6 protein-coding genes are annotated in these 24,675 nt (G+C 62.1%); 3 read left to right on the top strand and 3 right to left on the bottom strand.

The window, feature by feature from the left end; genetic code table 11:
- The first annotated feature begins 28 nt into the window (after positions 1 to 28).
- From M2400_RS25480 to M2400_RS25470, 3 genes are all read left to right on the top strand, one after another.
- Complete coding sequence (locus M2400_RS25480) at positions 29 to 931, top strand: formylglycine-generating enzyme family protein (RefSeq protein WP_177040825.1); 903 nt, start codon at positions 29 to 31, stop codon at positions 929 to 931.
- Between the two features lie 141 nt (positions 932 to 1,072).
- A complete protein-coding gene (locus M2400_RS25475; RefSeq protein WP_177116131.1) occupies positions 1,073 to 2,722 on the top strand; it encodes a cyclic peptide export ABC transporter in 1,650 nt (549 codons plus the stop codon).
- 98 nt (positions 2,723 to 2,820) lie between these two features.
- A complete protein-coding gene (locus tag M2400_RS25470; RefSeq protein ID WP_256348010.1) occupies positions 2,821 to 5,268 on the top strand; it encodes a TonB-dependent siderophore receptor in 2,448 nt (815 codons plus the stop codon).
- A 64-nt stretch (positions 5,269 to 5,332) separates the two neighbouring features.
- On the opposite strand, the gene M2400_RS25465 is transcribed toward M2400_RS25470, so the two are convergent.
- Genes M2400_RS25465 through M2400_RS25455 form a run of 3 tightly spaced genes read right to left on the bottom strand, consistent with a single transcriptional unit; the run spans position 5,333 to position 24,667 of the window.
- A complete protein-coding gene (locus tag M2400_RS25465; RefSeq protein ID WP_177121192.1) occupies positions 5,333 to 6,283 on the bottom strand; it encodes an alpha/beta hydrolase in 951 nt (316 codons plus the stop codon).
- 58 nt (positions 6,284 to 6,341) lie between these two features.
- A complete protein-coding gene (locus tag M2400_RS25460; RefSeq protein ID WP_405046210.1) occupies positions 6,342 to 18,143 on the bottom strand; it encodes an amino acid adenylation domain-containing protein in 11,802 nt (3,933 codons plus the stop codon).
- A complete protein-coding gene (locus M2400_RS25455; protein ID WP_259227786.1) occupies positions 18,143 to 24,667 on the bottom strand; it encodes a non-ribosomal peptide synthetase in 6,525 nt (2,174 codons plus the stop codon). The genes M2400_RS25460 and M2400_RS25455 overlap by 1 nt, the downstream gene beginning before the upstream one ends.
- Positions 24,668 to 24,675 lie beyond the last annotated feature (8 nt).

Here is a 24,675-nt window from a genome sequence, read left to right as displayed (position 1 = left end):
TGCCCTTTTTTTTTCGACGAGGTGACCCATGAACAACAACCTGCCACGCCCCCACGGCCATTCTTCTGCCAGGGTGCTGCGCGCTGTGATCCTGGCTGCACTGTGCAGCTCTCTGCTACCGGGAATCGCACAGGCCGCCAGTGCCAGCCTGGCTCCGGGAAAAGTGTTCAAGGACTGCAAGGACTGCCCGGAAATGGTGGTGTTACCCACCGGCACCTTCACCATGGGCACACCGGAGGACGAAGCCGGCCGCCAGCCCGATGAAGGCCCGATGCATGAGGTGACCTTCAGCAAACCCTTTGCCATCAGCCGCTTTCAGGTTCTGCAGGGTGAATGGGATGCCTACATTCGCGATACCGGCTATGTAATGCCCGACGGCGACACTCGCCCCGGACGCGAATGCAAGGCGGGCAAGCCGCGCTACCCGCAGAGCCCGAAGCAACCGGCGGTGTGCATGGACTTTGCTGAAGCCAATGCTTATATCGCCTGGCTGTCAAAAAAGACGGGCAAGGCGTATCGCATGGTCAGCGAATCGGTTCGCGAGTACGCCGCCCGCGCGGGTAGCAGCGGACCGTTCCCGTTCCCGTTTGACGAGGGCAAGGAATACAGCATCGCCAAGCACGCCAACACCTACGGCGCGGCAGACGGTTACAACTACACCTCGCCAGCCGGCAGCTTCCCGCCTAACGCGTTCGGGGTATATGACATGCACGGCAACGTCTACGAGTGGGTAGCCGATTGCGCACACCGCAACTACATCGGCGCCCCTACCGACGGCAGTCCATGGCTGGAAGCCAATTGCACACTGCAACAGATCCGCGGCAACGACTACGGCGAAGCACCCATTTTCTCTCGCTCCGGCAACCGCAACGACCTGTTCCCCGCCGAGCGCGGCGACTGGATCGGCTTTCGCGTCGAACGTGATCTCTAAGCCATCAAGCCCTGGCGACCACCGTCTGGCGGTCGCCTTAAATTAGCGTGTGCCCTGGTCGTTCCTACAGGACAGGCATCGCCGCCAGGCACCGCCCCAACGCCTCCCTACCCCTCTTTTACCTGAAGCGGAACGACGCCCATGACCAGCACCTCACGCGGAGCCCTCAGTGAACTGTTTGCCCTGCTCAAGCCCTTTTGGCCCATCGTGGCGATTTCCATCGCCCTGGGCATGGTCGGTGGCCTGAGTGTCACCGCCCTGTTGGCCACCATCAATAATGCGCTGCACGCTGACGCCAACCTCACCCAGGGGGCAATGATGGGCTTTGCCGGCTTATGCCTGCTGGCGTTGATCAGCGCGATTTGCTCTGACATCGGTACCAACTATGTGGGGCAAAACATCATTGCCAGGTTGCGCAAGGAGCTGGGGGAGAAGGTGCTCGCCGCGCCCATCGACCAGATCGAGCGGTACCGCAGCCACCGGCTGATTCCGGTGCTGACCCACGACGTCGACACCATCAGCGACTTCGCCTTCGCCTTCGCCCCCCTGGCCATTTCCATGACCGTTACCCTCGGTTGCCTGGGTTACCTGGCCATGTTGTCCTGGCCGATGTTCTTGTTGATGCTGGTGGCGATTGTCATTGGCACCGTGGCCCAATTCATCGCCCAGGCCAGTGGCGGCCGGGGGTTTGAAGCCGCGCGCGCCTCCGAGGACGAGCTGCAGAAAAACTACAACGCCATCGCTGAAGGGGCCAAGGAGTTACGCATCCACCGCCCCCGCCGCCACCGGATGTTCGTCCACGGCATCCAGGCCACCGCCGACTTCATCTGCAAGACACAAATCCGCGCAATCAATACTTTTGTCATCGCCAAGTCGTTTGGTTCGATGCTGTTCTTCGTGGTAATTGGCATGGCTCTGGTCATGCAGTCATTCTGGCCGAGCCAGGACAAGGCCGTGATGAGCGGTTTCGTGCTGATCCTGCTGTACATGAAAGGCCCGCTGGAACACCTGATCGGCACCCTGCCGATCGTCAGCCGCGCGCGCATCGCATTCCGCCGTATTGCCCAATTGTCGGAGCAGTTCTCTTCCCCCGAGCCACACTTGCTGCTCAGTGGCAGCGTAGAAAAACCGGCACCGGTACACACCCTGGAATTGTCCAACGTCGCCTACGGCTTCGCCCCGGTAGAAGGCAGCGAACCGTTCCACCTCGGGCCCGTCAACCTGCGTATCGAACAAGGGGACATCATCTTCATCGTCGGTGAAAACGGTTGTGGCAAAACCACCCTGATCAAGTTGCTCCTGGGCCTTTACCCACCGCAACAAGGCGAGATCCGCCTCAATGGCCAGCCGGTCAGTGCAGTGAACCGCGATGACTACCGACAGTTGTTCACGACCATTTTTGCCGACTACTACCTGTTCGACGACGTGGTCCAGGGCGACCAGCAGATTCCTGCCGACGCCAACAAGTACCTGCAACGCCTGGAAATTGCCCACAAGGTCAGCGTGCGCGATGGCGCCTTTACCACCACCGACCTGTCCACCGGGCAACGCAAGCGCCTGGCCCTGATCAACGCCTGGCTGGAAGAACGGCCAGTGCTGGTGTTCGACGAATGGGCCGCAGACCAGGACCCGACCTTCCGGCGGATCTTCTACACCGAGCTGCTGCCGGACCTGAAACGACTGGGCAAGACCATCATCGTGATCTCCCACGATGACCGTTACTTCGACGTGGCGGACCAGTTGGTGCGGATGAAAAACGGCAAAGTCACCGCGGAATTGGTGGGCGCCTGAAAAGCGCCCTGATTTTTTCCGGTTTTGGTTCTCAGGTGCGTCTCATTATCAATAACAACGAGAACACCTCCCAACCTTCATCACAATGAGCATTTCGGATGTCGCCACGTCACTCACTTACACCTCTGGCAACGCTGGTCATGCGCTGCACACTGAACCTCAAGACATTGCCTCGGCTGTCCTTGCTGATAGCGTTGCCTTTTGCCACACAGGCCCAGGCGCAAGACATCAGCTTTGCGATCCCCGCACAGCCGATGGCCAGCGCGCTGCAAGCATTTGGCCAACAGAGCAAGTTGCAGGTGCTGTACAACCCGCAGGACCTGCAAGGGTTGACCAGTAACGCATTGAACCAGCGCCTCTCACCGACCAACGCACTGGGGGTGTTGTTGAGCGGTTCGGGGCTTAGCTTCAACCAACAGGACAACGCGGTGGTCCTGGTTTCGAAAAGGTCAAACGGGGCCGGCCTGGAGCTGGGAGCAACCACCATCAGTGCCGCGGGTGCGAGCGAAAGCAGTGAGTCAACGCATTCGTATACCGTCGGCAAGACCACCACGGCCACGAAGCTGCCCATGTCGCTGCGCGAAACTCCGCAGTCCGTCACCGTGGTCACTCGCCAGCGCATGGACGACCAGGCCATGAAGAACCTGGACGATGTGATGCAGAACGCTACCGGCATCACCATCGTCAAAAACGGTGCTGAACGCTCGCTGTATCAGGCTCGGGGCCAACTGGTCGATACCCTGCAAATCGACGGTATCCCGACTAACGTCAGCAACGCCTATTCCATGGATGCCATTTCCAAACCGACGACCGATATTTATGACCGTGTAGAGATCGTACGCGGCGCAACCGGTTTGATGGAGGGCGCAGGCAACCCGTCAGCGGCCATAAACCTCGTGCGCAAACGCCCAACGGCAACGCCCCAGGCCCTGATCGAGACGTCCGTAGGCTCGTGGGATGACTACAAGACCATGGTCGACCTGTCTTCCCCACTGAACCAGGAAGGCACACTCCGTGGGCGTACCGTACTGACCTACAACAACGCCAACAGCTACATGGACACGGCGAAAAAAGAAAACCAGGTGTTCTACAGCATCCTGGAAGCCGACCTGGCGGAAAACACCATGGCGACCCTGGGGTTCACCTACCAGAAGGACCGCAACTCCGGTTATGACTGGTCGGGTTTGCCGACGCGAGCAGACGGTGGTTTCTATCCACTGTCGCGCTCCACGTCACTGACCGGTAAATGGAACCACCTGGACAAGCGCAACACCACGGTCTTTGCCGATATCCAGCACTACTTCGACAACGATTGGAAACTGGTAGTCTCGGCCAACCAGACTTGGGCCAAATCCGACTTCCTCGGCAACTTTACCCAGCGTGTGAGCGGGACGGATGACAGCTTCCGCCTGCAACCACGACACTTCCGCTACGACGATACCCAGACTGGGGTGGATACGTACCTGTCAGGCCCTTTCCAGTTCCTGGGCAAGCAGCATGACTTCGTCGTCGGGAGTAACGTGCGGGTCGATGATTTCGACTATCACGGCGGTAACGACACCACCTACAACTACGTCTTCGACATCAACAACCCGAATGCCTTCGACCCACCGAAGCCAACCGCGTTGAACGTCAGCAAATGGAAGTACAACCAGACCCAGAAACAGGCCGGTGTGTATGCGGCGAGCCGCTTCAGCCTGACCGACTCGACCAAATTGATCCTGGGCAGCCGGGCCAGTTGGTTCAAATCGGAAAGCCTGACCAATGTGACGCGGCCCATCCGCGGGGAATACACCAAGAAGGGCGAGATCACACCGTACGCCGGGCTCGTGCAGGAGCTGAATGAAAACTTCTCGGCCTATGCCAGCTACACCGAGATTTTCAAACCGCAGAGCAACCTCGACGCCAGCGGCAAGACGCTCAAGCCAATGACCGGTTCCAACTATGAGTTGGGCTTGAAGGGCGAGTTTCTCGACAAGCGCCTGACCACGGCCATTGCCTTGTTCCAGTCCGACCAGACCGGACGCGCAGAGGCCGTCAGCGAAAGCGAAGCAGAGATCATTTGCCCGAATGGCTGCTACCGCGCCTCGGAAAAAGTCCGTAACCGCGGGATCGACCTGGAGATCAACGGAGCCCTGACGTCGGACTGGAACGTATCGGGTGGCTACACGTACACCCAGTCCAAATACATCTCGGGCGAACAGAAAGGTGATGACTTCTCGGCCTCCTCCCCGCGCCATCTGTTCAAGATCGCCACGGACTACCGTCTGCCAGGCGTGCTGAACAAAACACGCGTGGGCGGCAGCATCTTTGCCCAAAGCAAGATGACCCAGACCGAAGTGGGCGAAACCTACAAAATCCAGCAAGGCGGCTACACCCTGACCAACCTGCACGCGATCTACGAGATCAACAAGAACCTGGAAGTGCAGTACAACCTGGACAACGTCTTCGACAAGAAGTACATCCAGACCACGGGCAACACCAACTACTGGAACTTCTACGGCGAACCCCGCAACTTCAACCTGGCGCTACGGGCCAAGTTCTAAGCAAAAAAAGACAGGGTGCCCGGCACCCTGTCTTGTTTTCTCCCGCCTTTAAACCCTCCCCCGACTAACCCAGATAGCTCTTCAGCGCCTGAGCAATCAGCGCCTGTGCGTCTTGTGCCTCGTCCACCAGCGCATCCATGCGCAAGAAATCATGGGTCATGCCTTCAAACACCTGCATATCCACGGCCACCCCGGCCTCGCGCAAGCGTGCGGCATAAGCCACGCCCTCGTCGTGCAGCGGATCACACTCGGCGAGTACCAACAACACCGGTGCCGCCTGGGCGTTAGGGGCTCCCAGCAGAGGTGAAAAACGCGGGTCCAGGCGGTCCTGAGGGGTGCGCTCATAATGCTGGTAGAACCACTGCAAGGTTTGCGCTTCCAGCAGGTGGCCGGTGGCATAACGCGCCGTCGAGGCGGTGCTGGCACTGGCATCCGTCACCGGGTAGATAAGCACCTGCACCCTTGGCTGGTGCGCCCTGTCGCAACCGTTGGCCACCACCGTCGCCAGGCTGCCACCGACGCTGTCTCCGCCGATCGCCAGTCGCGCCGGGTCGATGCCCAGGGACGCAGCATGATGGCGCAACCAATGCCAGGCGTCCTGCGCATCCTCGACGGCAGTGGGAAATCGCCATTGCGGTGCCAACCGATACGCCACCGACAGCACCACGCAATCGGCCAGCTCAGCCAGTGTGCGGCACAACGCGTCATGGGAGTCGAGACTGCCCACGACGTAACCGCCCCCATGGAAATAGAGCAAGGCCGGCTGCGGCGCATCCAGGGTCGGTGAACGACGGCTGTAAAGACGCGCCGGCAACAGGCTGGCGTCACGTGCCGGTACTTGCAGTTCTTGAACATGCTCAAGCTCGTCACTGGCGATGCTCATCAACAAGGAAGACTGGTCGAAACCCACCCGGGCGTCTTCAGGAGTCGATGCGTGCATCGGCACGGTCTTGCCTTCGGCACGCGCATTGTTGACCAGCTGCAGGTAGGCCGAAATATCGGGATTTACAGACATGAATTACCACTCCAGGCCGGTCCCCCTATGGGACCGGCCGATTGACAATCAAAAAGGATCAGCAGGTCACTGCCGAGGTATCCAGCTCAGCCAGGGCACTTTCCAGAGCCAGGACAAACGCTGCGTCACGGGGGATTTCAAAGTGCCCGCAACGCAAGACGGTGCCCTCCAGCGGTTGACCAATCTGGGAAGCCAGCACCTGGCGCTCCGCTTCGCGGCCCGGCGTCCACCAACTCATCGGCGTGACACTCACCGGCGTGCAGCAAGCCAGCTGAATCGACAGCCGCTTGAGCCGCCGTGCCACACTGAACACATTGGCCAGCTCTTCGCCGCCCAAGGCGGCGTAAGCCGAAGAGTCCGGGCCCTGGCTCGCCGCCTCGGCCATTGCCGCGTCCATCACTTGGCGTATCCCCGCGGGGCTTTCCTCCAACGGGATCGGACCCGGGTTGACGCCCGGCAGCAGCACCGCCAGGAACTGCTGCACGTCTTCCTGCCAGTCATCCACCTCGACACGCTCCATGGGCACAAAGCTGTCAACCAGCCCCACGAACGCAACCTGCTGCCCCTGACGCTCCAACTCTGCCGCCATCAGCAACGACAGCGTCGCGCCCAGTGACCAACCCGCCAGGTGATAAGGCCCTTGAGGTTGCTTCAGCCGGACATCGGCCACGTAGTCCCGAGCCATGCTGGCAAGGGACTCATCCTGCCAGGCCGGGTCCAGCAAGGTACGGTTGCCGATGGCAATCACCTGGCGCTGGCCATTGAGCTGCCTGGCCAAGGTTTCGTAGTCGAATACGGTGCCGAAGCCTGCATGGACGCAGAATAACGGCGGGGTCTCACGCACTTCGGTATTGAGGCTCAACAGCGCCGACACTGCCGGTTGCCGAGCCTGCGCGCCGACACTGGCCGTTAGTTCGGCAATGGTCGGTTTCTGCACCAGGTCCCGCAACTTCAAGCGCAGACCGTGGGACTGCAAGCCACGCGCCTTGGCCACCACTTGCAGGCTGAGGATCGAGTCACCGCCCAATTCGAAGAAGCTGTCGTGGATACCCACTTGCGGCACCTTGAGCACCTTCTGCCAAATCTGCGCCAACGCGCTCTCGAGCTCCGTGCGCGGGGCCACATAGGTGTGGGTGCCTTGTACCGCGTCCGGTGCCGGCAAGCCTTTGCGGTCCAGCTTGCCATTGGGGGTCAGCGGCAAGCGCTCCAGTACGACCAAGTGGGTGGGCACCATGTAGTCCGGCAAGCTGCGTTTGAGCTGTTCGCGCAAGCGCTCGCACAACACGTGCGGCGCAATTAAGGCGTCGTCCTGGACCACATAGCCTGCCAACTGCTTGCCGCTGCCACCCTCCCGGGCGACCACCACGGCGTCGGCCACGCCTTCGGCCTGGCGCAAGCGCGCCTCGATCTCACCCAATTCGATGCGAAAGCCACGGATCTTGACCTGGTTGTCTATGCGCCCAAGGTAATCAAACGTGCCATCCAGCCGCTGGCGCACCAGGTCACCGGTGCGGTACAGGCGTGCGCCGCTGGCACTGAACGGGTCTGCCACGAAGCGTTCGGCTGTCTGCCCTGCACGGTCGAGGTAGCCCCTGGCCAGGCCTTCGCCCCCCAGGAACAGCTCCCCGGCGAGGCCAACCGGCAACGGATTGAGGTCCAGGTCAAGGACATACGCGGTGCGCGCACCGACGACACTGCCGATCGGCGCGTAGGCCGCCCCGCAGTCGGTGTCGACCGACGCCTTCCAGAGCAATGGCGTGACCACCGTTTCTGTCGGCCCATAACCATTGATGATGAACTGCGGCCGCAGCGCGCGCCTGGCCAGGTCATAACTGGCCTGCGGTACCGCATCCCCACCAAAGCAGTAGATCCGCACCGGTGGCGGGTTACCGTCCTGCTCGGCGTGTTCGGCCAGTTGCTGCAGGTAGGCCGGCGGGAACGCCGCCACGGTCACCCCATGGCGATGCATGGCCTGGTAGGTCTGTTCCGGCGTCCACAGGCTGTCATCGCGCAACAGCAGGCGGCCACCGTGGGAAAGCGTCGTCAACCAGCGCTCATGAGCACCGTCGAAGGCAAACGACATGAAGTGCAGTTCACAATCCTGCGGGCTCATGCCGTAGCGCTCGCCAATCGCCTGACAGTGCATTGCCAGCGGCCCATGACTCACGGCCACACCCTTGGGCTGGCCACTGGAACCGGAGGTGTAAATCACATACGCCAGGTTCTCGGGCTGCACATGGCAGGCCGGTGCCGTCTGCGGCTGGTCGCTCACGTCCAGGGTGTCCAGCGCCAGCACCTGCAGGGTCTGAGGGATCGGTAACTGTGGCAGCGTCGATGACGCGGTCAGCAACAACGCGATACCCGAATCCGCAATCAAATAGCTCAAGCGTTCGCGGGGGTAGGTTGTGTCCAGTGGCACATAGGCCCCGCCGGCCTTGAGTACGGCCAGCAAGGCCACTATCAGCTCGGCATCGCGGGGCAAGGCCACACCCACCCGAACTTCGGGACCGACGCCCTGGGCAATCAGGCAATGGGCCAGGGCATTGGCACGTTGTTCAAGCGCTGCAAAACTCATCTGCTGCTCACCGAACAATACGGCGGGGTGCTGCCCGGCTTCCACCGCCCACCGGGCAATGTGCTGGTGCACCAGCGGCAGTGCTGGCGCTGGCGGGTGTTCGAGCACGCTCGTCCTGCGGCCGCTTGGCAAGCCGATTTCGCCCAACGGCCGGGCGGCGTCGCTGGCCAATTGCAACAACAGGCCTTCCATGTCCTGGCGCAAGGTATGCACGGCCGACTCGGGGAAATGTTCACGCAGGAACATGTATTCGATCACCAACCCTTCTTCCAGGGTCACCATCAGGTCCATCGGGAAGTTGGTCAGGCCGGCGCTGTCCATCTCGCCAAAGCGCAAGGACTCGCCGCTCCACTCCCGCAAGGTACGGTCTACCGGCTGGTTTTCAAACACGATGATGCTGTCGAATAACGATTGGCCATTGCGCCCGGACCAGCGCTGGATATCCGTCAGCGGTGTGTATTCGTACTCGCGCATTTGCAGGTTGTAACGTTGCAGCGCGCGCAGCCACTCGCCCACCGATTGCCCAGGTTCGATAACCTGGATCACCGGCAAGGTGTTGATGAACAACCCCAGAATCTGTTCCGACTGTGGCAGGCTCGCGGGGCGCCCGGCCATGGTTGCACCGAAGGTCACGCTGCGCTGGCCGCTGTAGCGGCTGAGCAACAAGGCCCATGCGCCCTGCACCAGGGTATTGAGCGTGATCTGCTGAGACCGGGCAAAGGCCTTGAGCCGCTCGGTGCCCGAGGCATCCAGGCGGGTGTACAGCGCCTGGTGCCCACGCCCTTCGCCGCTGGCAACCGCATCGGCCAGGTAGGTCGGCTCATCGAGCATGGACAATTGCTCGCGCCAGAAACCTTCGGCACTCACCGGGTCCTGCTGGTTCAACCAGCCGATGTAGTGGTGATAAGGCACCGGCGCCTGGAGGGCCTGGCCCGAATAATGGGCCAACAACTCGCCCATCAGTGCGGAGGTGCTCCAGCCGTCGATCAGGATGTGGTGATAGGTCCAGATCAACTGATAACTGTCATGCCCCAGGCGCACCAGGAGGATACGCTGCAGCGGCGCCGACTCCAGGGCAAAACCGCGCTCGCGCTCGCTATCGGCCAACGCTTGCAGACGCTCTGCGCTGCAATCCTCATCGCGCCAGTCAAGTTCGCTCAACGGCACCGGCAAGTCCTTGAGGACAAACTGCAACGGCTCTTCCAGGTCTTGCCAGAGGAAACCTGTACGCAGCACCGAATGCCGCTCGCACACAGTTTGCCAGGCCGCCTTGAAGCGTGCGCTGTCGAGTCCATGGACATCAATGCTCAACTGGTTGACGTACATGTCGTCCTGCGGAGCATTCAACCCAAGGAACAGCATGCCTTGTTGCATCGGTGAAAGGCGGTACAGGTGCTCCACCTGGTCGTGTGGCAACGGCAAGGCCAGGCGTTGAGCCTCGCTCAGGCCGTGCAGCACCTGCGCCTCAGGCATGGCCGGCGCCGGTTCAGGCTGCGCGGCCGTGCAGCAGGCGGCCAGTTTTTCAATGGTCTGCTGCTCGAACAGGTCCTTGGGACTCATCTGCAACCCGGCCTGGCGAGCACGGCTGACCACCTGGATTGAAATGATGGAGTCGCCCCCCAGCGCGAAGAAATTGTCGGTCACCCCCACTTGCTCAAGGCCCAGCACCGCTTGCCAGATACCCGTCAATGTGTGTTCGGTGGCGGTGCGCGGCGCCAGATAAGTGGCCTGCAACGCGCTGACATCGACCTTGGGCAGCGCCTTGCGGTCGAGCTTGCCATTGGGGCTCAACGGCATCTGCGCCAGCAGTACGGTCTGGCTCGGCACCATATAGTCGGGCAAGCCACTCAACAGTTGCTCGGCCAATTGCTGATGGAACCCGGCGCTGTCCTGAACCGCTTCGTCGTTGGGCACCACGTATGCCACCAACCGCTTGCCACCGTTGACGTCCACGGCCAGTACCACGGCTTCACGCACGCTTGCCTGCTCCAGCAAGGCCGACTCGATCTCCCCCAGCTCAATGCGCAAGCCACGGATCTTGACCTGATGGTCGCTGCGGCCCAGGTAGTCGATGACCCCATCCGGACGATGACGGCAGAGGTCACCCGTGCGGTAAAGGCGCTCGCCCGGCACAAACGGGCTGGCAACAAACCGCTCTGCGGTGAGACCGGGACGACGATGATAACCACGGGCCAGGCCAACGCCGGCCAGGTACAGCTCGCCGATCACACCCGCCGATACGGGCGCAAGCTCGGCATCAAGGATGTAGGTGCGCAGGTTGGCAATAGGCTGCCCAATCGGCACGCTTGCGGCCTGCTCGGCCACGCAGGTCCAGTGGGTGACGTCGATCGCGGCTTCGGTGGGGCCATACAAGTTGTACAGGCCGGCCCCCGGCAAGCGGGCAAATACCTGCTGCTGGGCATCCACGGGCAGTGCCTCGCCGCTGCAAACAATGCGCTTGAGGCTGGAGCACCGCTCTACCGTCGGGTCCTGCAAAAACGCCTGGAGCATCGACGGGACAAAGTGCAGGGTGCTGACCTGGTGATGCACAATCAGCTCGATCAGCTTCAGCGGGTCCCGGTGATCTCCGGGGGCGGCCATCACCAGGCGCGCACCGATGATCAATGGCCAGAAAAACTCCCAGACCGACACGTCGAAACTGAACGGGGTTTTCTGCAAGACCCCGTCCTGGGGCTGCAACCCATAGGCCTGTTGCATCCAGTACAAGCGGTTGCTCAAGGCCACATGACGGTTGCCGGCGCCCTTGGGCTGCCCGGTAGAACCGGAGGTATAGATTACGTACGCCAGGTTGTCCGGCGCCACGGGCACCAGGGCATTGCCCGCTTCGGCACCATCGTCCGGCAGTTGATCGAGCAACAGCGTCTGCACGCCCTGGCTCAGGGGCAGGCGATCAACCACGGTGACCTGGGTCAGCAGCAACCCGATGCCGCTGTCGTCAATCATGTAGGCCAGGCGATCCCGCGGGTAATCAGGATCGAGGGGCACGTAGGCGCCCCCTGCCTTGAGTACCGCCAGCAGGCCCACGACCATTTCCAGGCTGCGCTCCATGGCAATGCCCACCAACACGTCCGGCCCGACGTTGAGTTCGATCAAACGCTGGCTCAGGCGATTGGCCCGCCGGTTCAGCTCGACATAGGTCAATTGATGGGTGCCGAACACCAGGGCAATCGCTTGCGGCGTACGGCTGACCTGGGCCTCGAACAATCGTTGTACGGCGTATTCGCCCGGGTAGGTGGTGTCGGTGGCATTCCAGGTGTCCACCTGCTGCTGGTAATCCTCGCGCCCCAAAACCTGCAATTCGCCCACCGGGCGCTCGGCGAAATCGGGCATCTGCAACAGCACCTGCGCCATCTGGTTGCACAAACGTTCAATGGCCTGCGGGCTGAAGTGGCTGCGATTGAAGCTCATGTGCAGCGACAACACTTGACCGAGGCTGACCGCGAGGGTCAACGGGTAATTGGTCTGTTCATGAACGCTGACATCCCCAAACACCAGGCCCTGTGGCTGACCTTGACGCAATGCCTGCGACACCGGGTAGTTTTCAAACACCAACAGGGTGTCAAACAGCGCCTCGCCTTCCAGCCCGGACCAGCGCTGGATGTCGAACAACGCACTGTGTTCATGTTCGCGCAACGCCAGGTTGGCGCCTTGGACCACTTGCAGGAACCCATCAAGACGCTGTTCGCCACGGGGCGAAGCGATCACCGGAAGGGTGTTGATGAACAGGCCGATCTGCTGCTCGATCCCTTTCAGATCGGCTGGGCGCCCCGCCACCGTGGCGCCAAATGTCACGCAATCCTTGCCGGTATAGCGCTGCAGGATCAATAGCCAAGCGGCCTGGACCAATGTGTTGAGGGTCACCTTCTGCTGCCGGGCGAACGTGGCCAGGCGCTCGGTCTGGGCCTCATCCAACACACGGGCATGCTCACCCGCCCCCACCTCATCGGCGTCATGGGCAATAGCCCGGGCCAGGTGAGTAGGCTCGTTCAAGGGGGCCAGTTGCTCTTTCCAGAACCGCTCACTGGCGACACTGTCCTGGCGTTGCAGCCAGGCAATGTAATCACGGAAACGACCCGGTTGGCGCGCCACGCTCTGGTTACAGTAATGCTGGAGTACTTCACCCAGCAGCTGCGAGTTGCTCCAGCCATCCATCAGCACGTGGTGGTTGGTATAAATCACCTGATACCGCGAGGCCTCAGTGCGAACCAGCACCAGGCGCAACAGCGGCGCCGCGGCCAGGTCGAACCCTTCGCGGCGCTGCTGCAGGGCCAGTTCATCCAGGTCTTGCGCCAGTTGCGCGCGCTCGCGCCAGTCGTACACCTCAAACGGCAACCGGGCCTGTTTGTGAACCACCTGTATCGGCCGCTCGAACGCGCCGTGCCAGATGAACCCGGTACGCAAAATATCATGGCCATCGACCATGGCTTGCCAGGCCTCGCGGAAACGCTCGGGATCGAGGCCATCGACATCCAGCCGCAGCTGGTTGATGTAGAGCCCCTGCTCCTGCTCGTAAAGACTGTGGAACAACATCCCCTGCTGCATCGGCGACAACGGATAGATGTCTTCGATCTGCGACGGTGCCATTGGCAGGCTGTCCAACTGAGCCTGACTCAACGACAGCAAGTTGAAATCGCTGGGGGTAACCCCCTGATGGTCGGGCTCGCAGCAATGCTCGATCAACTGACGCAGTTGCCCGGCATATTCATCCGCCAGGTGCTGGATCAGCGCCGGTTCGAAACGCTCGGCACTGAACGCCCAGTTCAAACTCAGCTCGCCACCAAACACTTGGCCATTGAGCGTCAGCCAGTTGCCCAAGGGCGCTTGCGCGCTATGGTCTGCACCGGCATTTTCCGTGGCCGGGGTAAACAACGCGCCTTGCGTATCATCAAAACTGGCGTCGAATTGCCCCAGGTAGTTGAAGGTAATCCGTGGTAACGGCAACTCGCGCAAGGCCTGTTGCGTGGCCTCATCGCCCAGATAACGCAGCACACCAAAGCCTATGCCCTTATCCGGCACCGCGCGCAGTTGCTCCTTGATTGACTTGATCGAAGCGCCAAGATCCTCCTGAGGCACCAGGTTGACCGGGAACACGCTGGTAAACCAGCCCACGGTACGGGTCAGGTCAATGTCTTCGAACAGCGTTTCCCGGCCGTGGCCCTCCAGCTGGATCAATGTCGAGGGTTGCCCCGTCCACTGGCAGATAACCCGGGCCAGGGCCGTCAACAGCAAGTCATTGACCTGTGTGCGATACGCAGCCGGCGCGCCCTGCAACAGGCGCTCGGTCAAGCCTTTGTCCAGGCGGGTCTGGACCGTTCCAGACAAGCCTTGACCGGCGTCACTGGCATGTTCGCGGCATGGCAAGTCGAGCGGCGAATTGCGCAAGCGATCCTGCCAGCCTTGCACCTCCAGCTGGCGCTCAGGCGCTCGGGCATAGCGCTGTAAACGCTCGGCCCACAGGCGATAGGCGCTGGTCTTGGCCGGCAGGGTGCACGGCTGGCCTTGCAGCGCCTGCTGATAGGCTTGCTGCAGGTCATCGAAAATAATCCGCCAGGACACGCCATCCACCACCAGGTGATGAATGATCAACTGCAAGCGTTGGCTGCCATCGGCCAGGGTCGACAATACGGCACGCAACAGAGGGCCGTGTTCCAGGTCAAGGCTGGCCTGCGCTTCATTGCCCAGCGCTTCAAGCTCGTTAGCGTCAGCAAGGGAGGCTTGCCACAACAGGTTGTCGGCATCGGCCTCGATTGCGCGGTAATTCGCCTGCCCCTGGGCAAAGCCCAGGCGCAATGCATCGTGATGCTTGACCAATGCCGCCAGCGCACGCTTCAGCGGCTCTACCGCCAACGGCTCGGCCGGCTTGAGCAGCACAGACTGGTTCCAGTGATGTCGCTGGGGGATATCCGTCTCAAAAAACGCTTGCTGCACCGGCAGCAATGGAGACGCGCCGGTGACAGGCCCCTGGTCAATGACCTGGGCACTCGCCCCCGTTTGCGCCACACCGGCCAGCCCCTGGACAGTCTGGTACAGGAACAGGTCCTTGGGGGTAAAGCGAATCCCGGCCTGGCGGGCACGGCTGACCACCTGAATGGAGATGATCGAATCGCCGCCCAATTCAAAGAAATTGTCGGTCAGGCCGACCCGCTCCAGTTTGAGCACCGCCTGCCAGATCCCGGCAATGGCCCGCTCAAGCTCGGTCCGGGGTTCTACGTAGCGTTGCTGTTGCAAGGCGCTGACATCAGGCTTGGGCAAGCCCTTGCGGTCCAGCTTGCCATTGGGCGTCAAAGGGAACTGTGCAAGAAACAGGATATGCGCCGGCACCATGTAGTCTGGCAGGACCGTCTTGAGCTGGCTGCGCAGGTGCTCTCCCAGTCCTTCGTGGCGCAGGTCCTGACGTGCAATAACGTAGCCCACCAGTTGTTTGCCAGACCCGCCTTCCTGGGCGATGACCACCGCATCCGCAACCTCAGGCAGCGCCTGCAACCGCGACTCGACTTCTCCCAGTTCAATCCGGAAACCGCGAATCTTCACCTGGTTATCAATGCGTCCCAGGTAGTCAAACGTACCGTCGGCGCGCTGACAGACCAAGTCGCCGGTACGGTACAAACGACCGCCCGCCTGGTCGAACGGGTCCGCCACAAAACGCTCGGCGCTCGCCCCTGGGCGGTCCAGATAACCGCGTGCCAGGCCTTCGCCGCCCAGGTACAACTCGCCCTTGGCGCCAGCCGGCAACAGGTTGAGGTCGGCATCCAGGACACAGGCGCGGCGCTGGCCGATACGGCTGCCGATCGGCGCGTAAGCCGCGTCGCACCGATCCTGCGGTCCTGCCTTCCAGATCAGCGGGGTGACCACGGTTTCGGTCGGGCCGTAGCCATTGATAATGTGCTCGGGCTTAAGCGTGTGCTTGACCAATTCGAAACTGGCATGAGGCACGGCATCACCACCGAAGCAGTAGATCCGTACCGCGGGCGGGTTGCCCACGGCCAGGGCATGCTCTGCCAACTGCTGCAAATAAACCGGCGGAAACGCCGCGACGGTCACGCCGTGGCGATGCATCTGCTGGTAGGTCTGCTCCGGCGTCCACAGGCTGTCATCGCGCAGCAACAGGCGCGAACCGTGGGTCAGCGCCGTCAGCCAGCGCTCATGGGCGCCGTCGAAGGCAAACGACATAAAGTGCAATTCGCAGTCGTCTGCGGTCATGGCGTAACGCTCGCCAATGGCGACGCAATGCATCGCCAACGGGCCATGGGCGACCGCGACACCCTTGGGCTGCCCGGTGGACCCCGAGGTGTAGATGACGTAGGCCAGAGTGTGCGGCGACAGCTCGACATGCGGCGCCGTGGCAGGCTGGTCGGCGACGCCAAACTGATCAAGGGCCAGCACCGCTACACCGGCGGGCACCGGCAATTGTTCGCGCAACACCGAATCACTGAGCAGCAAGCCGATCTGCGCATCACGCATCAGGTATTCCAGGCGCTCACGGGGATACTGGGTATCCAGCGGCACGTACGCCCCGCCCGCCTTGAGGACTGCCAGCAACGCAACGATCAGGTTTTCACCGCGCGGCAAGGCGATGGCTACCCGCACTTCCGGGCCTACGCCCTGCGCCACCAGCCCATGGGCCAGGCGGTTGGCACGCGCATCGAGCTGCGCAAATGTCACCCGTTGTTCATCGATAATCAAGGCAATGGCCGTGGGTGTCTCCCGGGCCTGCTGCGCAATGCGTTCATGCACCAGCGGTAACGCAACTGACGGCGCCTGCTGCCAATCCAGCAACAACGCCTGTTGTTCTTCACGGCCAAGCATCGGCAAGCGGGCCACCGCGCAGCTGGCATCAGCGACCACCCCGTGGAGCAGGTTCACCCAGTGCCGCGCCATGCGCTCGGCGGTGGCAGCGTCAAACAGGTCGGTGGCGTAAATCAGCGTAGCCGCCAGGCCCTGCGGCCCTTCAAGGGTATCGAGGGTCAAATCCAGGTGGGCGGTGCGAACATCCCACTCCAGGGCCTCGACCTGCAGATCCAGGTGCTGGGCGCGAGCGTCCTGTTTGACGGTCTGGTGGTTGTACATGACCTGGAACAACGGGCTGTGGCTCAGGCTGCGTTCCGGTTGCAGCGCCTCCACCAGTTGCTCAAACGGCAGGTCCTGATAATCCTGGGCCTGCAGCGCGGCATCCTTGACCTGTTGCAACAGGTCCAGGAACGGCGTGCTGCCGTCCACATTCGCCTTGAGCACCTGGGTATTGACGAAGAATCCGATCAACCCCTCAGTCTCCACCCGGTTACGGTTGGCCACCGGTACCCCGACACGAATGTCGTGCTGGCCGCTGTAGCGGTACAGCAACGCCTGGAACGAGGCGAGCAGCACCATGAACAAGCTGGCGTTGTGTTGCTGGGCAAGGTGTTTGAGGCCTTCGCTCAACTCGCCATTCAAGGGGATATCCAGACGCGCGCCACGCAGGCTTTGCACCGCCGGACGCGGATGGTCGGTGGGCAATTCCAGCACCGGCGGGTGGTCACCCAATTGGCGGGTCCAGTAGGCCAGCTGTCGATCGCGCTCGCCGGCTTCCATCCAGCGCCGCTGCCAGATCGCGTAATCGGCGTATTGAATCGGCAAGGGCGGCATGTCCAGCGTACGGCCCTGCTGGCTGGCGGCGTAACGCGAAATCAGCTCGTCGACCATCAGGCCCATGGACCAGCCGTCGGAGACGATATGGTGCTGTGTCACTACCAACACATGATCATCATCCGCCAGATGGATCAGCTTGACCCTTATAAGCGGACCGTTCAGCAGGTCAAACGGACGCCGGGTTTCGCTGCCCACCGCCTGGCGAATCTGCTGCAGGCGCTCGGCAGGATCGGTCGCCGCCGGCAAGGCATCCTGCTCGATGTGCAATTCGCCCTGCGGGGCAATGACCTGATAGACCCCGTTTTCGTCATCCTTGAAGGTGGTGCGCAGCGGTTCATGGCGCGCGATCAGTTGATTGAAACTGTGCTGCAGGGCGTCGAGATCAACCGTCCCCCGCAAACGCAGGGCACGCGGAATATGGTAGGCACTGCTTTCAGGCTCCAGTTGCCACAGGAACCATTGGCGCTCCTGGGCAAAGGACAACGGCACGTGTTCAAGGCTGGAACGGGTCTGGGGAATGGGCAGGTTCGCCGGTGATATCCCCTCTTCGAGCATTTTTTGCAGGTACACCTTGCGCTTTTCCAGCGGCAAAAGGATGAAGCGTCCAGCAATCTTCAGTGCAGCCGCGTTATCGTCCATCATGCTTCATCCACCTCATCCAACAAACTTTCCAAACGACTCAACCGGGAGGCATCCAACCGCGCTGCGGGGGCCTCCAGGTGGTCGACAAACTCATTCAGTGTTGGAAACTCAAAGACCAACTGTGCAGGCGCCTTGATCCCCAATTCCAGTTGCAGGCGCGACAGCACCCCCATCACCAGCAACGAATGGCCGCCAAGCTCAAAGAAGCTGTCGCCAAGCCCCACTTGCGGCACGTGCAAGACCTGCTGCCAAATCAGCGCGACCTGTTTTTGCAGGTCGGTTTCGGGCGCCTGGTAGGCCATGCGCACTGCCTGCATATCCGCCGCGGGCAAGGCTTGGCGATCCAGCTTGCCGTTGGCCGTCAGCGGCAGTTTTTCCAGCACCACCACCTGCGCCACTACCATGTGCTCGGGCAGGTGTTCACGCAGGTAGCTCACCACGGCCTCACGCATCGCCAACTGCCGGGACGGCGCCAGGTCCGCCGGATCGCGCGGTACCACATACCCCACCAACTGCTTGCCGTGGACGCCCTCCCGAGCCATGACCGTGGCGTCGCTCAACAAGCCAAGCCCGCGCAGGCACGCGCCGACCTCACCGGGCTCGACGCGGAAACCGCGAATCTTCACTTGGTCATCGATGCGCCCATGGCTTTCAATATGGCCGTCGCGCAGGCCCACTCGGTCGCCGGTGCGGTACAGTCGCTCGCCAGGCATACCAAAAGGGTCGGGCACAAACCGTTCGGCGGTCATGCCCGCCTGGCCCAGATAGCCCTGGGCCAGGCAAGGCCCGCCGAGATAAAGCTCACCCAGCACGCCCGGCGCCACCGCCTGCAAATTCTGGTCAACAACATGCGCCCGCACATTGGCCATCGGCTGGCCCAGGGGCACGATGCACCCAGGCTCAACCCGGCCGACGAGCCCCGCCAGGACACCTACGCACGTCTCGGTAGGGCCATAGTGGTTGAACACCTGACACGCCGGCGCCAGCGCTCGAACCTGGTCAAGCAAGGTGTTCGAACAGGCCTCGCCTCCCAGCACCAGGCAGCGTCGGGGCAAGGCGTTTGCGGGATTGACGGCCTTGAGCAGGGATTCAAGATGGGACGGCACCACTTTGATAGCGTCCACTTCATGGCGGTGCATGTACTCGGCAAAACCATTGGCGTCCATCGCCAACTCCGGATCGAGGACATGCAGGGTCCGGCCGGCGCACAGCGCACCGAACAGCACGGTGTAGCCAAGATCGGCAGCGACCGTAGACACCAGCGCCATGCTGCGGATATCCGCCATGGGCAGCAGGTCGAGAATCGAATCCACATAGTCGACCAAGGCCTCCCCGGTGACGACGACGCCCTTGGGTTTGCCGGTTGAGCCCGAGGTATAGACGACATACGCGGGCAACTGTGCCGGGTACACCGGGTAGTTCAGCGGCGGGCGCGCCGGACCGCTCACCAGGGCGTCGTGCAGGTCCAGGGTGGGAATCACCGCTACCTGACCGTCCAGTTCTTGCAGCCACTCGCCGGGAGCCATCAGCAAGGCAGCGCCGCTGTCTTGCAGCAAGCCGCCGATACGGCTGCGCTGGGCTCGCGGGTCCAACGGCAGGAACGCCGCCCCTACCCGCAAAATGGCCAACACCGTCGTCACAAACGCACTGCCTCGCTCAAAGCCGATTGCCACCAGGCTGCCCGGGCCAATGCCCAGGGTTTGCAGGCGCTGCGCCAGGCGCTCCGCCCGCTGGTCGAGCTGCTGGTAGGTCAACTGCTCGGCGCCACACACCAACGCAATCGTCTGCGGCACACGTGCGACCTGGGCCTGGAACCGCTGCTGGACACTGTCACCAGCGCGGGCTTCGCGCACCGGGCCGGTACACAGCGCGGCCGCCGCCCGACGGCTGGCTTCGTCCCCCAACGGCACCTCGCCGACGGGCTGGCGGGCATCCGTGACAAACGCCAGCAACAATCGATGCCAATCTTGCAGTTGCTGGCTGGCGGTCCGGCTGTCGAACAAGTCGCGGGCATAGATCCACGACACGCCGATGCCTTCGGCGGTTTCTGTGGTTTCCAGGGTCAGGTCGAACTTTGCCAGGGTGTCATCCCCAACCAACGCTTCGACCGCCAGCCCGCCAGGCAACTGTGAAAAGGCACTGGCTGACTGCACCTGATGATTGAACATCACCTGGAAAACCGGACTGTGGCTCAAGCTGCGTTCGGGCTGCAGCGCCTCTACCAGTTGTTCGAACGGCAGGTCCTGGTATTCCTGGGCCTGCAAGGCGTGCTGCTTGACCTGTTGCAGCAGGTCGACAAAAGACCGCCGCCCCTCGACGTCGGCCTTCAGCACCTGGGTGTTAACGAAGAACCCGATCAGGCGCTCGACCTCAAGACGATGCCGGTTGGCCACAGGCACGCCAACACGGATATCCGACTGACCACTGTAGCGGTACAGCAGCACTTGAAACGCAGCCAGCAGCACCATGAACAGCGTCACGCCCTGCTCTTGGGCCAGACGCTTGAGGGCATCACTCAGGGACGCATCCAACAACAGGTCACAGCGAGCACCACGCTGGCTTTGCTGCGCCGGCCGCGGGCGATCGGTGGGCAATTGCAACACCGTCTGCGGCCCGCCCAACTGCCGGGTCCAGTAGCCCAATTGACGCTCACGCTCGCCGCCGTCCATCCATTGGCGCTGCCAGGCAGCGTAATCGGCGTACTGGATCGCCAATGCCGGCCGCTGCAAAGACCGCCCCGCGCAACCGGCTTCATAGCCGGCCATCCATTCCTCGACCATGACCTGCATCGACCAGGCATCCGAGGCAATATGGTGCTGGGTCAGCACCAGTACATGGTCGTCTGCGCCAAGACGCAGCAACTCGACACGCAACAGCGGGCCACGCTCCAGATCAAAAGGACGCTGGACCTGCACCTGGGCAAATGCCATGACCTGGGCGTCGCTGGCCTCCTGTCCGGTCCAGTCATGCCGGCTTATGCAAACGCCGGTGTCGACGGCGATAACCTGGACAGGGCCCGTATCACTGTGCACGAAGGTCGTGCGCAGGGGTTCATGGCGAGCCACCAGGGCATTGAAACTGTCTTGCAAGGCGTCGACATTCAGCGGCCCGCGCAAGCGCAAAACGCGGGGTAAATGATAGGCCGGACTGTCCGGCTGCAATTGCCAGAGGAACCACTGCCGCTCCTGGGCGTAGGACAGCGCCAACGGCTGGTTCCGCGCCACCGCCCGCATCGGCAGGACATGATCAGCCTGCCCCTCGGCCAGCGCCCTGGAAAAAGCCGCGAGGGTGCTGTGCTCAAACAAGCGGCGCAACGCAAGGGTTCGCCCAAGCTCATTGCGTACCCGGGACATCACCTGAGTGGCCAGCAACGAATGGCCGCCCAACTCAAAGAAGTCATCATTGAGCCCCACCCGAGGCACCTTCAGCACCTCCTGCCAGATCGTTGCCACTTGCTGCTGCAAGGGACTCTGTGGCGCCTCGTACGCCACCTGCATCTGGTTGATATCCAGCGGCGGCAATGCCTTGCGGTCGAGCTTGCCGTTGGGGGTCAGGGGCATCGCGCTGATGAACAACAAATGCGCAGGCACCATATAGTCGGCCAGCTCACATTTGAGCCAGGCCTTCAGGGTGTCACGTACGGCCGCCTGGGCCAGCGCATCGCCCTGCACCAGCACGGGTTCACGGGGCACGACATAGGCAACCAACTGATCGCCCGCGGTGCCCGGCAAGGCCACCACGGCCGCCTCACGCACATGCTCGCTGGCCAGCAAGCGGGCTTCGATCTCACCCAACTCAATACGAAACCCGCGGATCTTGATTTGATGATCCAGCCGCGCGAGGTACTCGATGACGCCATCGGCCCGGGAACGGACCAGGTCACCGGTACGATACAAGCGACCGCCCGCCGGGCCATGAGGATCGGGCACAAACCGTTCGGCAGTGAGGGACGGTCGGTGGTGGTAGCCGCGCGCCAGGCCGTCGCCACCGATCAGCAGTTCGCCGCTGGCGCCGACGGGCACGGGCGAAAAATCCGCCCCCACGATAAACAGCGAAGTGTTGTCGATCGCCCGCCCCAGATAGGGCACGGGCTGCTGGGCCGTGACCTCATGGCAGGCGGACCAGATGGTGGTTTCCGTCGGTCCGTAAAGGTTCCATACCGGGCCGAGGGCCTCGATCATCCGTGAGGCCAACGCCTGCGGCAGGGCTTCGCCACCGCACAGCACCTTGCATCCCTTGAGGCAGCCTATTTCTGGATGGTCCAGCAACATCCGCCAAGTGGACGGTGTGGCTTGTACCGCGGTAACACCCTGCCGGGCGACCAGTGCGAGGATTTCCCCCGGGTCCTGGGCAACGTCCTGGCCGGCGAGCACGATGGTCGCACCCGTCACCAGCGGCAGGTAAATTTCCAGGCCAAAGATATCGAAGCAGAACGTGGTCAGCGACAACACCCGGTCAGTGGCCGAAAGGCCCGGACGCTGCGCCATGCTCTGGACAAAGTTGTTCAGCCCGCCGTGGCGCACCATCACGCCCTTGGGCTTGCCCGTGGACCCCGAGGTGTAGATGACATAGGCCAGGTCATCGGGCGCAACGCTCACCTGCGGGTCCGCCTGGGCATCCAGGCCCAGCCGGGACGGCTGCTGGTCGAGCAACAACAGGCGCAACCCAGGCAGCCCGGCAAACCGCGGTGCCAGGGAGGCCTGGGTCAGCAACAGGCCGATGCCGCTGTCTCCAATCATGTAGTCCAGACGTGCCTGGGGATAAGCCGGATCCAGCGGCACATAGGCACCGCCCGCCTTGAGCACGGCCAGCAGGCCAACCACCATGTCCAGGCTGCGTTGCGCCGCGATACCGACCAGAACGCCGGGGGCCACGCCCTGCTCGATCAGGGTATGGGCCAGGCTGTTGGCCCTGGCTTGCAACGCCTCGAAGGTCAAGGCCTGGCCATCCACCGTCAATGCCTGTGCAGCGGGAGTGCGGCGGGCCTGCTCGGCAATCTGCTGGTGCACGGCCTGTACAGGTACCGGTTTGGCCGACGGGTTGCTGTGATGCAGCAGACGCTGCAACTCCAATGCGTCAAACAGCGGCAGTTCATCCACCGATTGGCCCGGGCAAGCGACAATGCCCTGGAGCAGGTTCAACCAATGAGCCTGCAGCCGCTCGATGGTCGCGACCTCGAACAGATCCGTGGCGAATACCAGCGAGGCCGATAGGCCTTCCCGGGTCTCATAGGTTTCCAGGGTCAAGTCGAACTGCGCCGTGAGGTGAGCCACTCCCATGTTCTCGACCGACAACTGCGGGAGCTGCGCCACCACCGGGTTGGAGCGTTCAAGCCCCTGATGGTTGTACATCACTTGAAACAGCGGGCTGTGGCTCAGGCTGCGCTCAGGCTGCAACAGCTCCACCAATTGTTCGAACGGCAGGTCCTGGAACTCTTGGGCTTGCAACGCCGTCTGCTTGACCTGCGCCAGCATTTGGCTGAAAGGTGCACGGCCGTCAACCAGCGCTTTCAAGACCTGAGTGTTAACGAAAAAACCAATCAGCCGCTCGGTCTGCGCACGACTGCGATTAGCCACCGCCACGCCGACACGCACATCCGTTTGGCCGGTGTAGCGGTACATCAAGATCTGCCACGACGCCAGCAGCAGCATGTACAGCGTCACGCCTTCGCGTTGCGCCAGGTGTTTGAGGCCTGCCGCCAGCTCCGGCGCCAGCACACAGTCCAGACGCGCACCGCGATAACTCATCATCGCGGGGCGCGGGAAATCGGCAGGCAGTTGTAAGGTCGGCTGCTCGCCCCCCAGTTGTTTCTGCCAATAGGCCTGCTGGCGCTCACGCTCCCCAGCCTGCATCCAGTTACGCTGCCACAGGCCATAGTCGGCGTACTGGATCGCCAGCTCTGGCAATACCGCAGGTCGCCCGTGCTGAAAACCGGCATAGAGCTCAATCAGTTCCTCGACCATGATCTGCATCGACCAGCCATCGGAAACGATATGGTGCTGAACCAGCACCAGCACGTGCTCATCCGCCGCCAGCCGCAGCAACTTCACCCGCAACAGCGGCCCATGCTCAAGGTTGAAGGCCTGCTGGGTGCAGGCCTCGATGACAGCGTGCAGGGCGGGGTCACTCAAGCCCTGCGTGCTCACATCCTGCAGTTCGATGGTCAGGGCGGCGCTGGCGGCAACCCGTTGCACGGTACGCCCCTGCTCCTCGGCAAACGTGGTACGTAACGGCTCATGGCGAGCAATCAAACTATTGAACGCTGACTCAAGCGCAGGCACATCCAGCGACCCGCGCAGACGCAGGACCGATGACATGTTGTAGGCGGTACTCTTCGGGTCCAGTTGCCAGAGAAACCACAGGCGCTCCTGTGCGTAGGACAGCAACAGCGGCTCTGACGCATCGCGCTTGAAAACGGGGGTCAAGCCATACAGGTTGATGCCCTTTTTCCCAAGCAAAACGGCGAGCGCTTTTCTTTCTGCCAGAGAAAGCGTTCCCACCGATTCGATTAACTTTTGCACGCCGCAGT

This window comes from Pseudomonas sp. BIGb0558, from assembly GCF_024807515.1.
Taxonomy (GTDB): domain Bacteria; phylum Pseudomonadota; class Gammaproteobacteria; order Pseudomonadales; family Pseudomonadaceae; genus Aquipseudomonas; species Aquipseudomonas yamanorum_A.
The sequence above is the reverse complement of the archived record's forward strand: the minus strand, read 5'-3'. Positions and strand labels throughout refer to the sequence as shown.